This window comes from Flavobacterium sp. WC2421, assembly GCF_040822115.1.
In the GTDB taxonomy this organism is placed as follows: Bacteria; Bacteroidota; Bacteroidia; order Flavobacteriales; family Flavobacteriaceae; genus Flavobacterium.
Genome location: NZ_CP162004.1, coordinates 3,122,860 through 3,139,032 on the forward strand (window position 1 = coordinate 3,122,860; position 16,173 = coordinate 3,139,032).

Below are 16,173 nucleotides of genomic sequence, written 5' to 3' on the forward strand. Positions count from 1 at the left end.
AGTTTTTTATTAATAATTGTATACCTCTGGTATTTGATTGTTTACACCAAAAATGATTCTTTTTCTACCATTTGCGTCAAGAGAAATAATATCCTTAACACATCCATTTACTTTTAAACCAGAACTTAACTGGGGAACGTAAGTAAAATTACCTTTGCCATCTCCTGTTAATAAAACACCATAGTTGGCATCAATTTTTCCGATTTTTAGTCTTGTTTTTTCAATATTACCCCCCAATAAAATATCAATTTTTCCATCATTATTGTAGTCATTTAATCCAATAGCATAAACAGGTGCATAATTTGCCTGAACAGGTAAACTGTGCTTTATAAAAACGCCATTCTTGTTCTCAAACCAAAGGGTCTCAAAAGTACTGGCCTTTAATTCCTTTGCGGACTTCAATTGCTCGGGAGACAAAATTTCGGAAATAGTAGCATCAGAATAGGATTCATAATTTGGAAACCGCTGACGAAAACTAACAATTTGATCCGTAAATTCATCTCTGCTAGCCATAGGGTAAGATTTTCCTTGTACATAGCAGGAAATAAATGGATCAATCGAGCCATTTTTATCAAAATCACCATAACAAAGTGTTGCAGGTTCTTTTTCATTTACATGAATTTGGCTATTGTCACCCCAATTTCCAGCAACCAAATCAAGATCTCCATCTCCATCTAAATCAGCCAAAGCCAATCTATTCCACCAGCCATCTAAAGATTGAGGAAAGTATTTTTGTGTGGCGTCTACTAGTTTTCCATTTTTGTTTTCAAAACAACTAATTTTCATCCATTCCCCACAAACAATCAATTCTGGTTTGCCGTCTTTATTGATATCATCCCACAAAGCATCAGTAATCATTCCAACATGTTCTAATCCTGGAGCAAAAGCTGCAATTTGATTCGTAAAAACGCCCTTGCCGTCATTTATTAACAACATATTTGCTGGAGCTTCAGGATATCTACCTGGCACTACTCTGCTCCCAACAAATAAGTCTAAATCCCCATCTCCATCAACGTCCGCAGCCTTTACACAAGAACCGCTATTTGATTCAGGAGGTAATGCATTTTCTTTTCTTTCAAAAACGCCATTTGTATTAATGTACAATCGATCTTGTAATGCAGGGTCTTTTTCACTAAAAGCATATCCTCCACTTACCACATATAGATCTAAATCACCATCGTTATCAGCATCAAAAAATAAAGCATCTACATCTTCAGAAGCACGATCAGTATCAAAATCTTTTTGATTGTAAGCCATAAATTCCCCGTTGGGTTGTTGCAATACTAATTGACCTGCCTGCCCTTTTGCCCCTCCAATAAAAATATCTTCTAAATCATCCTTATTAATATCCCCTTTTGTTATACGAGGGCCACTATAGGACAGCATATTTGGCATTAAAGGTTGTACTTTAAAATCATTGGTTTCTTGCTCTAAATGACTAAAAGGAATAGTATTGCTTACTGAAGTAAAAACTGTTTTTTTAATTTCCTGAGCCGTATTTATAGCCGTATTGGTATCCTCATATTTTACGACAAAGGATTTATTTGCTGTAATATCCTTATTTATCGTCTGTATTTTTCCATCAGGCCAATAAATTGAAATAGAATCAATTGTAGCAGATGGAATCCCTAAATGCATCGGTTGTTGCATTGAACTTTGAAATCCATGCACGGGATAATTTTCTTGAGTTATAGTTCCTTTGGGGGTGAATACTTTGACCTTAGTACCCAAAGCATTTCTATTTTGTCCAAGCATTTGTAAACCAATATTCACATAATGCCCTGCATTTCCCATCTCAACTGCATTATTTCTATAAACCGCTGCAACATCATTCATTCGATTAACAACTAAATCAAGATCACCATCGTTATCAAGGTCAGTATAAACCGCACCATGAGAAAAGTTTTCATCTTCGAGTCCCCATTCCATTGACACATCTTTAAATTGAAGATTTCCTTTATTTTCAAAAACATAATTATGAAGCGGTGTTGAGGGAACTCCTTTCAACATTTGAAACATATTGTCTTCGGTTTCACCTTTAAGGTGTTTCAATCGTTCATTAGCATAAAACTTAACAAAATCTCTATTAATCATGTCTTTTGCGTAACCATTGGAGACAAATAAATCTTTGTTCCCATCATTGTTAAAATCAGCAAATAGAGCAGACCAGCTCCAATCTGTATTCGAGATCCCACTTAACTGTCCCGTCTCGCTAAAGGTGTTATTTCCATTATTTACTTGTAACATATTACGCATTAACTGATGGTAAAATCCATTTTGTAATGTGTTTTTATAGAGTTCATAATTGTCTGGAGCATATAATAATTTTTGTCTTTTATTATCGGCAGGAAGCATGTCTAAAGTGTAAATATCTGGCCAACCATCATTATTAATATCGGCTATATCAGCTCCCATTGAAAAGTTAGATATGTGTCCTATTTCATCTTTTAAATGATCCGTAAAAGTGCCATCTCCATTATTGATGTATAAATAATCTTCTTCTACATAATCATTAGAAACATACAAATCAGCCCAGCCGTCATTATTGATATCGCTCACAATTACTGACAAACCATATCCAATGGGATTTGAAAGAATATTGGCCTGAGCAGTAACATCTGTAAAATGATTGTTATCATTGCGATACAAACGGTCACCCGCATCAGGATCAATCATTTTTTTTACAAAAGAAGCGTCAAAATTACGAAGTTGTTTAATATTATGATTCAAAACATAAAGATCTAAATCACCATCATTATCATAATCAAAAAAAGCAGCCTGTGTAGAATGTCCCTCATCAGCAACACCCATCTCTACTGCTTTGTCTTTGAATGTAATTTCACCATTAGCTGAAGGTCCGTTATTGATAAACAATTGATTTCTTCTCTTTTCGGGTTCCACATCACCTGAGTAACTAACATAAATATCCAACCAGCCATCTCCATTTACATCGGCTACACTAACTCCAGTTTTCCAACCTCTTCGTCCTGTAACGCCTGCTTTTTTTGTAACATCGTTAAACTTTAAATTCCCTTGGTTGATGTATAATTTATTAGGTTGAAGATTAGAAGTAAAATACAAATCAATCAATCCATCGTTATTGAAATCACCCGATGCAACTCCGCCTCCATTATAAAAATATTCATAGGTAATAATATTAAGTTGCGGAGATTCTGGAAGTAGATTATTAAAAGTAATCCCTGTATCATTTGAAGCTAACAAAGAAAATAACTTTGTCTGCTGTGAAAAAACAGGTGATAAAACCAATAAACTTGTGCCTATAAAAAACCAAACTTTTTTCATATTTTTTATATTAAAATAAATGATGTATTGACCAAAATCATAAAATTACAAAAACTAAACTTAAAATAAATTCAATCAATTTACAGCGCGCTATGTAATTTCAATTGGTTACTTATTCTTTAAACCTACCTTATGACCTGCTATGGCATAATATAAAATTATAATATAACAAGGCAATAAAATCCAATATCCCTTAGTAGATGCCGTAGCCGTAGCTAAAGCCTCATTCATTCCTTGTGCAATAAATTGGGCTTTATTAGAATCTACCAACTTACCATATAAAGGTGGAATTATAGCTCCTCCAGAAATTGCCATAATTAACAATGCCGAAGCTGTTTTTGTAAATTTTCCTAATCCACTTAATGTTAAAGGCCATATTGCTGGCCATATTAAAGCATTTGCAATTCCTAATGCGGCAACAAATAAAATGGAAACAAATCCAGAAGAAAACACAATGCAAAAGGAAAGAACAATGCCTAAAATGGCACTAATTCTTAATGCTAAAGCTTGAGTAATGTATTTTGGAATTAAAAAAACACCCAATGTATAAGTTGCTACCATAGCCATTAAGGTAAAAGTGGTGAAAAATTTAGCATCAGCGACAGGAAATCCTAAAGAAATACCATACGCAATAATTGTATCACCAGCAATAACTTCAACACCAACATACATGAAAAGTGTTAATACCCCTAACCATAAGTGAGGAAACTGAAAAATACTTGTTTGTGTGGTTTCTCCATCATTTACTTTTTTTATTGGTTCCGCTTCCACATCAGGTAAGGGAGCCTTTCTTATCAAAACACCTAACACAAATAAAACAATTGCCATTACTAAATAAGGAATAACCACACTATCGGCCATTGTATCTAGTAATTGTGCCTTTTCGCTAGCATCTACTACATTTAATTTCTCTTTAACCTCATCAATACCAGATAATAAAATGGCTCCAAAAACAAGAGAACCTAAAGCTCCTGCTACTTTATTAGCAATTCCCATTATTGAAATGCGTTTAGCGGCACTTTCAATAGGTCCTAAAATAGTTATGTATGGATTTGATGCCGTTTGTAATAAAGTCATTCCGGCTCCTTGAATAAAAATACCTGATAAAAACATCCAATATGTTCTTGCTTCGGCTGCTGGTATAAAAACTAAAGCGCCAAATCCCATTATAAACAAACCTAATGACATTCCTTTTTTATAACCAACCTTTGATAAAATATAAGAAGCAGGTAAAGCCATAATGACAAAAGAAATATAAGATGCTGAGGCGACCAAAAGAGATTGCGCCGAAGTTAATTCGTTTATGGTTTTCATAAATGGAATTAATGCGCCATTAATCCATGTAACAAATCCAAAAATAAAAAATAATCCCCCAATTATCATAATTGGAATTAATGTGGTGTTTTTTTCCTGAGTTGATGATAAAGTACTAGCTGACATATATCTTATTTTAAAAATTTAATTTTATATTATAATGTTCAAACCATTTATAATACGATTTGACTCTAAATCTTATCTCTGAAATTCTTATTCTTTCGTTTTAACTTTAATTATCTAATTTATACTTTCTAAAATAGATTTAATTTTATTGTAATCAGACTGAATAATTATGTGTTCATCAAAAAAAATACTATTATTCATTGGGATTTTTACAACCTCAATTCTATTAATAATTGATGTAGCTGAACAATGAATTTCTTTAAAACCTGCTGTTTTAAATAAGCGCGCATTTTCGATATTAATTCCACCTGCAGGCAGTATTATAAGTTTATCATTTGCTATTTCGTTTAAACTTTTAAGATATTCTATACCTTTTTCAGCTGTATTATTACCTCCTGACGTTAAAACCCTTGTAACTCCTATATCAATTAGTGCTTGTAATGCTTTGTGAGAATTTTCAACCTGATCAAAAGCCCTATGAAAGGTAAATTCTAAAGGCTTTGACAATTCAATTAATTCTTGAGTTCTTTTATTATCAATTGTATTATTAGCGTGTAAAACACCTGAAACAATACCTTTACAACCTAATTCTTTACATATTTTAATATCCGCTTTCATGCAATTAAATTCATCTTCAGAATAGTTGAAATTACCACTTCTTGGTCGGATTAATACATGAACTGGAATAGTAACTTTCTCTAAAACATTTTTAAGTAAACCATATGAAGGTGTTATGCCTCCAACAGCTAATTCAGAACATAATTCAATGCGATGTGCTCCGCCATTTTGTGCATTTATAGCTGATTGATGTGACGATGTACAGATTTCTAACAACATATTTTTTAAAATAAAATTAATTCACAAAAAATTATTACCCCTAAATTTCTAAAAAATTAAATAGAAAAGCAGTTTTTTTATACGCAAGTAAACTAGTTAAAAAGTTAAAAGGAGAGTTTCCTCTCCTTTTAACAGAATTACTTTTCTGAAACAAAATATTATTTATCCCACCACATTTTTGTAATCCAAGTGTCTCCACCCATGTTAGAAACAGCTTGAGTATAACTGGCAGTATTATTACTTCCTTCTGTTGAAGGATAAATTTGCCTTCTAGGAATTTGTCCTGAACTAAAGTTTCCAGGGTAATTTACTGGAGTAAGAACAGGAAAATCAGATCTTTTCCAGTTATTCCAAGCTTCAACCCAGTTACCAGTTAAACCAGCTGTAGCCCAGATTTGCTCATTAATCATTTTTAAAGAAGCAGCAGTTGAAGTTATGTTCAAAGGGTGTGCCGCAGCATAAAATACAGCATCTGCATTTGTAATTTGAGTTCCACCAAATTTATTCAAAGTTACCATTGCTCCAACTAATCCATTATTGAAGTATTGAGAAGCAGTTCCAGAAACAGAATAACCTCTTACAGCAGCCTCAGCCATTAATAGTTGTACTTGTGCGTAAGTAAGAATAAAAACTGGAGTAGTTCTATTCCTATACATAGGAGTAGGTCTAGAATAATTACCAATTGCAGCAGCATCAGAACCTGAACCTGAAGCACCAGGATAATTCGGCTCTAAACTTACATCTCTAGATCCTCCTTTAGTATCATATCCATTAGGAAAACCTATTTGAGCAGTTGTACTTGTGTTTCCTCCTGTATATAAATAATTTGCAGTAAGTCCCGCAGCTGGAACTTCGGCTACAACAGGAAGACGCAAGTCATTGTTTGATTTCAAATAATCAATCAATGTTTTTGACCAGCGAACTTCATAAACATCCGCAGATACAGTGAATGAAGCACCATTACCATTATCAAAACCATCAGCATCATCAGTAGGAGAAATAGCTTCATCAGCGACAGAAGCAAAAACACCCCCTGCAGCCGCTTTTTCAGCATATGTTTTAGCAGTTGCAGCATCGACAGCAGTTAATCGCATTGCCATTTTCAACATCAATGAATACCCAAAAGAACGCCATTTCGCTACATCACCACTATAATAAATATCACTTGTTGGTTTGTCTTTAGAAACATCCAAAGTCATAATTGCAGCATCTAAATCAGCTAACATTTGAGGATATAAATCTTGTTGCTTGTCGTATTTTGGTTGAGAAACACCTTGATCTAACATTAAAGCTTCTGAATAAGGAACGTCACCGTATACATCTGAGATATAAGAAATAGCCATTATCTTTACGATTTTTCCAATTGCAGCTAAATTTGGCATGTTTTTTTGAGTTGCTAATATGGACATTTGATTTGCTGTTGAAGCCGCGGTGTAAACGCCATTCCAAATTCTTTGATCATAATCAGAAGTACCACTAGTGGTCACATATTTATCACCACCATCATAATAATTAGCTCCTCCTGTTGAAGGTGATGCCAAAAGTTGAGCCCACATACTTTGAAATAAGATTGGACCTTCGTAACCAACAGTTCTTTGTCCATAATCATAAAGAGCTCTTGGTAAAAGTAGATTTGGATCAAATATTTCTGAACCCGCTTTAGTTGGATCTGTATTAATTTGTTCGAAATCACTATCGCATGAAATTAGCAAACCACTAACGACCACGAATAATATTTTAATATATTTAGTCATAATTATTTTATTTTAAAGTTAACATTTAGACCAAAAGACCTTGTTGAAGGTAAACTAGTCCCTTCAATTCCATAATATTTAACGTTAGAACCAAAACTACTTTCTGGATCAATATTATCCGCTTTACGCATTAGGATGGCAAGGTTTCTAGCTACAAATGAAATATCAATTCCTTCTAAGAATGAGATTTTACCCATTACACTTTTTGGGAAAGCATATCCAAATGATAATTGTCTCAATTTGATGAAATCTCCACTCACAACACTTGTACTTGTAATGTTACGAGCTTCTGCTTGATAGAAATCTTCCGCTGAAGCAGTAATTCCACTATTTGTAACTCCTGTTTCTCTCCCAACTAATGTAGCTTGGTTCAATCCTCTTATACGAGAATAGTATTCAGTTGCAGAAATTACTTTATTACCATAGTTGAAATCAATTAAGAATGCCAGATTAAAGTTTTTGTATTTGAATTCATTATTCCATCCACCATAAAATGTTGGTAAAACGGAACCGAAATTTTTAAACTCACCTCTTACTGGTAATCCAGCAGCATCTACTTGAATACTTCCGTCTGCATTGTATGCATAATCATATGCTCTGATTTGTGGCCCAGCAGCGCCTACAACATAAGCTGTGACAGCATTTCCTAGGGTTCCACGGTTACTTCCTAAAACGATTGGAGTGGCATCCGCATTAGTAGCTAATACTTTATTTTTAAAATTTGTTGTATTTAAACTAGTTGTCCAAGTAAAATTATCTGTTTTTACTGGTACACCAGTTACAGCAATTTCTAGCCCTTTATTTTCTATAGAAGCACTTGCAACTACACCTGTAGCAAATCCAGTAGACCTACTATACTCTGCATTCAAAATCTCATCATGAGATGTTTTCTTGTAGTAAGAAGCATCAAATGTTAACCTACTTTTGAAAAATCTAAGTTCCAAACCTACTTCTACCTCGTCTACTGTAAATGGTTTTAAAAGAGTAGGAAGCGTAGATGGAATAGAACCCGTTGCATAACTTACTCCATTATTCACTAATGAATTCCCTGAATTGAAATACAAAGAATTAGCGTAAGGAGTTGCTTCACCACTTGTTACTGCATATGATAATCTTAATTTACCGAAATTTAATGCATCAATATGTAATAAATCGTTAAAAACAAATGCTCCTGAAACTGAAGGAGTAAATACTCCATTTTCTGTTGAAGCAGCGGAAGACAATGAAGAATAAACATCGTAACGTCCTGTTGTAGATAATGTTAAATATTTTTTATATCCTAAATCAAAAGAATAAAATGCAGAGTGACTTTCACTACCAGTATAGTTATATTCTCTATTAATATTAACTACATTGTTTGGCGTATATAAATAAGGTAAAACAAATGGACCTCCTCCTATTTTAATTCTTTCATATTTATTTTGTCTAATATTAGCACCTGCTAACGCATCTACTGAAAAATCTTCCGTTATTTTAAATTTAGCACCAAAAAGTCCATCCAAATTTAACTCTGAACGAGTAGATTGCCCTTTACTATCTAAACTTCCTTTTTTATTAGTAGTATAATCTAATCCCCATGGATTAACACTAAATTCAGTATCATTAGAAACATCATTTCCTAATCTTACCATTGCATAGATATTATCTGTAAAGCTATATTTAGTCGATAATACAGAAATGGTTCTTTTTCTTGTAGGATCTTCAACACCTTGATTCACTATAAAATAAGGATTTGTAGCGTAATTATCATCACTAAAAACTAGTTCATTACCCGTAACAGGGTCATAACCTGGAGCAAAAATATTATGATCTACGTTAGGAGCTAAGAATAAAAAGTTATTTGGATTTTTAGGACCATCACTTAAAAAAGGTCTGTTTTTTGAACTTTCATCTGTATAATTAACAGAAGCAGCTACATTTAACTTACTTGTAATATTTTGATCCGCACTTAAATTGATTGTAGTACGTTTAAGACCACTATTTGGCACAATAGATTTCGAATCTAAATTAGATACTGACAAACGAAAAGCACCATCACCCATTCCTTTAGAAACTGAAAGGCTATTTGTAAGGTTTGTTCCAGTTCTATAAAAATCAATATAACTTTCTTTAGCTTTACTATACGTATATTGTTTACCATCAAAACCAATTACTGAACTACCATCTAATCTACCTCCCCAAGAATTTCTGTTTGAAGCTAATGCCGCTCCAGCGGTCAAAGGTTTTGATCCCCCTGTACCTTGACCATATTGATCTTGAAAATTAGTATAATCAACTGGTGCATCGGCCATAAAATTTGAATTATATGTAATAGAGTAATCGCCACCCTTTTTACCTTTTTTAGTAGTTATGATAATAACTCCATTTACAGCTCTAGATCCATAAAGTGCAGAAGCTGATTGCCCTTTAAGAACAGTCATTTTATCAATATCATCAGGATTGATATTACCAATACCATCTCCTTGATCCGCTCCACCCCATTCTCCAGCAGAACCTCTTTGAGTATTATCAATTGGAATACCATCAATTACAAATAAAGGAGAACCTCCACTAGTAATTCCTGATATCCCTCTCAAAAGCACTTTTGAAGTTCCACCAGCACCACTATTGGTCCCTCTAACTACAAGACCTGAAACACGACCTGCTAAACCATTGGCTACGTTCGTTTCTCTAGCTTTGTCTAGGTTATCACCACCTACAGTCGTTACAGCATACCCTAATTTTCTTTGATCTTTAGAAATACCCAAAGCCGTTACAACGACTTCACCTAACTGATTTGCATTTTCTACTAAGGCTACATTTACAGTTGTTGAACCAGAAACGGCAACTTCTTTTACAACATAACCTAAATAAGTAAACACTAATATTGCTGACTTATTAGGTATTTTAATACTGTATTTCCCATTCAGATCTGAGGACACACCATTTGCTGTTCCTTTAACATTAACATTTGCCCCAGGTAGCGGAAAACTACTATTGACATCTGTTATTGTTCCCGATACTGTTGTTTGAGCTTGAACACCGTGAAAACTGAACAAGCAAAACACAAACAGTACTTTTAGCACGTTTTGAATCATAAATTTAATTTTTAAGTTAATAGAATGTTTTTTAAGTTAATCATAAGTTAATCATAAGTTAAAAGTAAGGATCCAATGCATTACTTTAATCATAATTTCGACCAATAACAATTTTTAAAAGGTGTTGGGTTATTTTTAACAAATTTTTCGACAAACAAACCAAATCACAGAACATATGCAGGTGTTTTTGGAGATCTTTTTATATGAAATTTTAACAGAAATAATTAATAAAATAAACCAAAAAACTAAATAATTACAATTAAAAAAAGCAAAAAAAATAATTTTAATGTTAAAAAACAAAATACTAGCAAATGAAAAATACGTTCATATTTATAATCAAAAATTGACTAAACCCTATTAACGCAAAGCTAAATACTTATTAAAATGATAAAGTATCTAATGGTAAGAATTAGGTCAAAACCTCAAAAAATTTAGCAACAATTTACAAAGGTCAATACATCGAGTATCTAAGTCCATTAGTTTTATGTTGTTGTCCTACTAAAAAATAGATTAATCAATTACTGAAGTTCTTTTTCGACTAAAAATATATTCAGATTCATTATTTTTTTGCGTTATTTCTTAAAAAGCTTTACAATGAATTACCATTGCTAAATCAACAATCTTCTTTATGTAGAAATTTATCATGAATATTTACTCCTCCTATTAATGAATTTCAATTTCAACAAAAACAGGTAAATGATCTGATGGATATTTGCAATCTTTAGAGTCACTTAAAATTGCAAACTTTTGAACTTTTATATTTTGTTTGCTAGCAAAAATATAATCAATACGTTCTTTTACAGCTTCGTTATGCTTACATGCATTAAAAGTTCCTGAAGGTCCAAAAGGCTTAGTAATACTTACCATTTTAGAATCATTAAAAACGGATGAAAGATATTGAATGGGTTTACTTTCTGGCTCAAAATTAAAATCACCCATTTCAATCACAAGCAAATTCACTGTATTGAATTGCTTAATTTTATCCACAATCAATTTAGCGCTTTGAATTCTCGCTTCATTACCTATATGATCAAAATGAGTATTGAATACCCAAAATTTTTGTTTTGTTTTCTTATCTTCTAATAAAACATAAGTACAAATACGCTCCATTGCGGCGTCCCAACCAACAGAAACTTTATCAGGTGTTTCAGACAACCAAAAAGTCCTTTGTTTTACTAGATTTAATTTTTTTATATTATAAAAAACAGCACTAAACTCTCCTTTTTTCAAACCATCATCTCGGCCTACACCCGCATATTTATAATCTACAAACGTACTTTCAATGTATGCAACTTGATGATGCTATCCTACTTGAATACCAAAAACATCGGGATTATAAAATGTGATTTGACTACACAAAAAGTCTTTTCTTTTTGATCATTGATTTTCTCCATCTCCTGTGTTATCATATCGAATATTATAGGTAAAAAATTTATAATTTTGTCTAAATATAGCATTAGGTAAAACTATAAATGCTACGACTAACCATATTATTTTTTTCATGAACTACTATTGAATTGGTCTAAAACGAATGGCTTTACTACCACCAGCAGCCAGCTTAATATTTAAAATACTTTTTGAATCTACATCTTTTTGAATAATTGAAATATCTTGTGGATTCGTTTTCTAACAAAAAATAACTTTTACAATTAATTCGAAAAACTACTTACTTATTTTCATCATTATTACTCCTTATTTTTGGATGAAATAAAAACATCATCAATATAATAAGTGGATAACTTTTGCTTTTCATCCGATCCTTTTAATGGAGGATAATCTACCTCGTTTGGCGTCTGTCTATTAGGCATATTAGTATAAGTACCCGTTCTAAATGAAATTCTTTCCACTGATTTTACAGCCACTACTGCATTAAGGTTTTCATCAATTTTTTTACCATCAATAAAAATCGAATACTTCCCAATTCCATTAGTATCATATTCAACTTTAAACGAATACCATTTATCTACATCAAACTTGATCAATGGTTTCATTGCTACTCCAGCTGCCGCTTTGATATAACCGTCAGTATCGAATGAGATTTGTATTGGTCTGTTACCAAACTTATCCGCAATATCAATATCAAATTGAGTCGTATCTGTAGCAACAACTTTTACCTTGAAACTTGCTGTAACTGTTTTCCCTTCCTGAAATACACGTATTGCACGGCAATAATCATAAGGATCCTCATCATTCATTTGCAAGATGTAATTGCCATTGTTTTCTTTTATCAAACTTGCTTTTGCCCACATTGGAGAATGAATATTCCAATCGATTATGGAGCCATTAACATCCATTTTTTCAAAATCATCGGTAACATCTACATTTACTTTGTATTTAATAGGTGTTGGAATTCGTGATATCCATATGTCTTCCTTATTCATGCTGTAGGTCATCCACATATCAGTACCTGGAGGGTTTCCATTTCCCGGACTAATTCCTCGCATATAACAAGGACCAAAATCCTTCCATATACCGTAGAATCGTCGTACTGGAACTTCGGCTTGTACAAGAAGTAGATTATCATAAATAATTCCATCATCACTAGTAACAATTGATAATGGAAAACGATATTGTGTTTGGTCAATTGGATTATACGAAATTGCATATCTCCCATCATCCGTTTGTTGTCCCCACATTTTACCGCCAGACATTACCAAAGTATTTGCTTTTACAGGATCTGAAAAGGTTTTACCACCATCATCAGAAAGTGCTGAAAAAGATTTTTTCCAAAGTCCAACAATCTTACCGTCTTTTCGCTTATACCAGTTAAAAGCCTGTTCGCCCTTGTTAAAAGAATAAAAACTATCCACTCCCTTATCTTCTTCAAACCATTGTAAGGTCATTAATTTATTATCCAAAAGAGCATCACAAGCGGCAAGAAATCCTTTGTCTTTTGATTTTTTATAGAATGGATAGGAAGTATTAGATCCATTCCAATTGGTTTGGCTGTCGTATCGAATAAAATAGATTGGGCTCATGCTTCCATCTTTATAGATTTCACGAACCACGCGCCCGATACCATTTTCTTTAAATGGATTTTCGGTATGTCCATAAAAAGCTAAAGTAAGCAAGCGACCATTGGGTGCCACATAAAACCCCATACGTTGGTGCATCATATATCCAGTTGAACCTTCAGGAATTTTTACGCCTTGTGGTGCTTTGTAAGGAGGGAAAATTTCTTTAGGAAAACTCCATTTTTTCCCATCCTTTGAAGTAATCAACATGGTATGAACCGGTGCTCGGTGTTCATCCTTTTCTCCACTGATGTATTGTTGATAAAATTGACCATTCCAATAAGCCAGATTAGATGCATGATTGTATGTCCAGCCATAGCCATCACTTAATTCAGGATGGGTACGATTTGCACGTAATGTTTGTATATTTTCTACTCCAATTGCATATTGTAAACCAGCTTCATGGGTAAATGGATCAATATGTGTACCTCCAATATAGCGTACAGGTTCGTTAACACTGCCTGTTTGTGCATTTACATTATGAAAATTTATAACTAAAAGAATCATAATGCATTTTACTAACGTGATTTTTCGTAGTGAAACTAATTTCATTTTTTTAGGGGTTTTTATCATTTTCATATTGTATATTAAAAATTTGTCTGTTCTATTTTAATTCATAAAACAATTTGGGAACCTTTTTTGATAACCAATAATCATCTTTAGGATCCCCAAACAGCTCTTTATTTCAAACTGAAATTAATCAATTATCAAAAACTATTTTATTGGTGTAAATCGGATGGCTTGACCACCACCAGCAGCCAGATTAATATCTAGTATGCTTTTTACATCTACATCTTTTTGAGTAATTGAAATCTCTTGTGGATTTGTTTTCCAATCTGCATTGGGTCCGTCTGCATAAATTTCAGCACGGTATTTTTTTCCTTTTTCTAAAAATGATAAGGAAACTTTTAAATCTCTGGTATTTTCATCGGAAATACTACCTAAAAACCAATTGTCACTAAACTTATCTTTTCTAACAATTGTAATATAATCCCCAATTTTTCCGTTTAAGATTTTTGATGTTTCCCAATCAGTACCAAAATCTTCAAAAAATTTAAATGCTGGTTGGTCCTCGTAATTTTCAATCAAATCTGAAACCATTTGCAACGGACTGTACAACACAACAAATAAAGCCAATTGTTTTGCCAAAGTTGTATTTACTCTCGAAGTTCCATCATCAAGATCATTCCATTTTACTCTATTTTTGGCATTTTTATATAAAATATCAAATATTCCTGGAGTATAATCAAAAGGACCGCCCAAGCCTCTAGTAAATGGTATGATAGTATGATGCTCCGGAGGATTACCAGAACTCCAACCGTTCCACTCCATTCCTCTTGCCCCTTCTCTAGTCATAAAATTTGGATATGTTCTTCGGAGACCTGTCGCTTTTATAGGTTCATGAGCATCAATCATAATATGGTATTTGGCTGCAACTTTTACTACGGCATCATAATGATTAACCATAAATTGTCCGTGATGAAATTGACCGGGTGTTTGTATTCCACCTGCATAACCTGTTTTCAAGGTTTTAACTCCTATGTTATGAAACATAGAAAATATCTTGTCAAAATTATCTTGAAATGCCTGTGCATCGCCTCCAGTTTCTACATGACCTATGTAACTAACATTGTTTTCTTTTGCATAAGCTGCAATTCCATTCAAATCAAAATCGGCGTAGGGTGTTACAAAATCAAAAGCTCCTTTTTTACCCCAATTTTCCCATCCGGTATTCCAACCTTCCGTTAATACACCTTGAATGTTATGTTTTTTTGCAAAATCAATATATCTTTTGGTATCTATTGTGTTCGCACCATGACGTGGTCCCATAGACCAAGTTTGAGTCCCAATATGCATTCCCCACCAAATACCTATGTATTTCATAGGTTCAATCCAAGAGGTATCTTCTATTTTATTAGGTTCATTTAAATTCAAAATGGTATTTGATGCTACTAAATCGGCTGCTGTATCAGTAATTAAAATCGTTCTCCAAGGTGTTTCCATCGGTGCAGTCGTTTTCACCTTTACTCCATCTGGCCATGGCACTAAATTACATTCGAATGAAAGTGGATCCGTTTTAGATTTCAACAAAGTCATATCGGCATAATTGGTCAAATTTGCTTCGTGAATACTGGCAAAAAAACCATCCGTTGTTTCGAATGTTATAGGCGTATTAGCAGAAGGAACGTCAGACACCAAAGCTTTTTTATATAACATTTCATAAGAATCAAAATTGGCTGGATTGTACCAAGCAGTATGATTTTTTATAAAATTAAACTGAGTTAACTCTTTGGTTATATTGATGCTATCAACTCCTTTTTGTTCTGGAATTTCATACCTAAATCCTACTCCATCATTATAGACTTTGAAAATAATATTCATCTTTCTTTTCAAGCCTTCTTTCTCTTGCAAATGAACTATCAGTTTATTGTAATCATCAACAATTTTTTGGTTTTCTCCCCAAACCTGCATCCAAGTAGTATTAGAATGACTGTTTTCAAAACCAATAATTTCTAAATTTTTATCTAATGATTGCGCTTCTTTAAATTCAAAACCCAATTTTGAAGCTTTGATAAATGGTTTGTTTTTAAACTTTACAGAATATTGAACAGCGTCAACATTTACTTCAATACTAACTTCTATATGTTTGTTTGGAGATTTAACTTTTAAAGCATTGCTTTTAGTAAAACTGGCTAGAAATACTATAAAAAACAAGGGGTAATATTTTCTTAAATTTTTCATTTGAAT

8 protein-coding genes are annotated in these 16,173 nt (G+C 33.0%); all 8 read right to left on the minus strand.

What is annotated here, in order from left to right:
• Nucleotides 1-9: 9 nt before the first annotated feature.
• The 8 genes from AB3G33_RS13330 to AB3G33_RS13365 all read right to left on the minus strand — a co-directional run bounded on the left by AB3G33_RS13330 (nt 10) and on the right by AB3G33_RS13365 (nt 16,167).
• Complete coding sequence (locus tag AB3G33_RS13330) at nt 10-3,303, minus strand: VCBS repeat-containing protein (RefSeq protein ID WP_367770339.1); 3,294 nt, start codon at nt 3,301-3,303, stop codon at nt 10-12.
• A 108-nt stretch (nt 3,304-3,411) separates the two neighbouring features.
• On the minus strand, nt 3,412-4,743 hold the full coding sequence (locus AB3G33_RS13335) for a sugar MFS transporter (RefSeq protein ID WP_367770342.1): 1,332 nt from the start codon (nt 4,741-4,743) through the stop codon (nt 3,412-3,414).
• 114 nt (nt 4,744-4,857) lie between these two features.
• A complete protein-coding gene (locus AB3G33_RS13340) occupies nt 4,858-5,580 on the minus strand; it encodes a copper homeostasis protein CutC (RefSeq protein ID WP_367770345.1) in 723 nt (240 codons plus the stop codon).
• A gap of 158 nt (nt 5,581-5,738) precedes the next feature.
• On the minus strand, nt 5,739-7,334 hold the full coding sequence (locus AB3G33_RS13345) for a SusD/RagB family nutrient-binding outer membrane lipoprotein (RefSeq protein WP_367770348.1): 1,596 nt from the start codon (nt 7,332-7,334) through the stop codon (nt 5,739-5,741).
• Between the two features lie 2 nt (nt 7,335-7,336).
• Nucleotides 7,337-10,411 (minus strand): SusC/RagA family TonB-linked outer membrane protein, encoded by a 3,075-nt coding sequence (locus AB3G33_RS13350; protein WP_367770351.1) that lies wholly within the window; start codon nt 10,409-10,411, stop codon nt 7,337-7,339.
• A 663-nt stretch (nt 10,412-11,074) separates the two neighbouring features.
• Nucleotides 11,075-11,566, minus strand: coding sequence for an endonuclease/exonuclease/phosphatase family protein (locus AB3G33_RS13355; protein WP_367770354.1), 492 nt, complete (start codon nt 11,564-11,566; stop codon nt 11,075-11,077).
• Nucleotides 11,567-12,096: 530 nt separating this feature from the next.
• Complete coding sequence (locus AB3G33_RS13360) at nt 12,097-13,977, minus strand: six-hairpin glycosidase (RefSeq protein ID WP_367770357.1); 1,881 nt, start codon at nt 13,975-13,977, stop codon at nt 12,097-12,099.
• A gap of 162 nt (nt 13,978-14,139) precedes the next feature.
• Nucleotides 14,140-16,167 carry a glycoside hydrolase family 97 protein gene (locus AB3G33_RS13365; RefSeq protein ID WP_367770360.1) on the minus strand — a complete coding sequence of 676 codons (2,028 nt, stop codon included), beginning with the start codon at nt 16,165-16,167 and terminating at the stop codon, nt 14,140-14,142.
• Nucleotides 16,168-16,173 lie beyond the last annotated feature (6 nt).

Bases quoted from the DNA above. Each gene is read 5' to 3' on its own strand.
- AB3G33_RS13330 (WP_367770339.1), bottom strand. From the start codon at position 3,303: ATGAAAAAAGTTTGGTTTTTTATAGGCACAAGTTTATTGGTTTTATCA.
- AB3G33_RS13335 (WP_367770342.1), bottom strand. From the start codon at position 4,743: ATGTCAGCTAGTACTTTATCATCAACTCAGGAAAAAAACACCACATTA.
- AB3G33_RS13340 (WP_367770345.1), bottom strand. From the start codon at position 5,580: ATGTTGTTAGAAATCTGTACATCGTCACATCAATCAGCTATAAATGCA.
- AB3G33_RS13345 (WP_367770348.1), bottom strand. From the start codon at position 7,334: ATGACTAAATATATTAAAATATTATTCGTGGTCGTTAGTGGTTTGCTA.
- AB3G33_RS13350 (WP_367770351.1), bottom strand. From the start codon at position 10,411: ATGATTCAAAACGTGCTAAAAGTACTGTTTGTGTTTTGCTTGTTCAGT.
- AB3G33_RS13360 (WP_367770357.1), bottom strand. From the start codon at position 13,977: ATGAAATTAGTTTCACTACGAAAAATCACGTTAGTAAAATGCATTATG.
- AB3G33_RS13365 (WP_367770360.1), bottom strand. From the start codon at position 16,167: ATGAAAAATTTAAGAAAATATTACCCCTTGTTTTTTATAGTATTTCTA.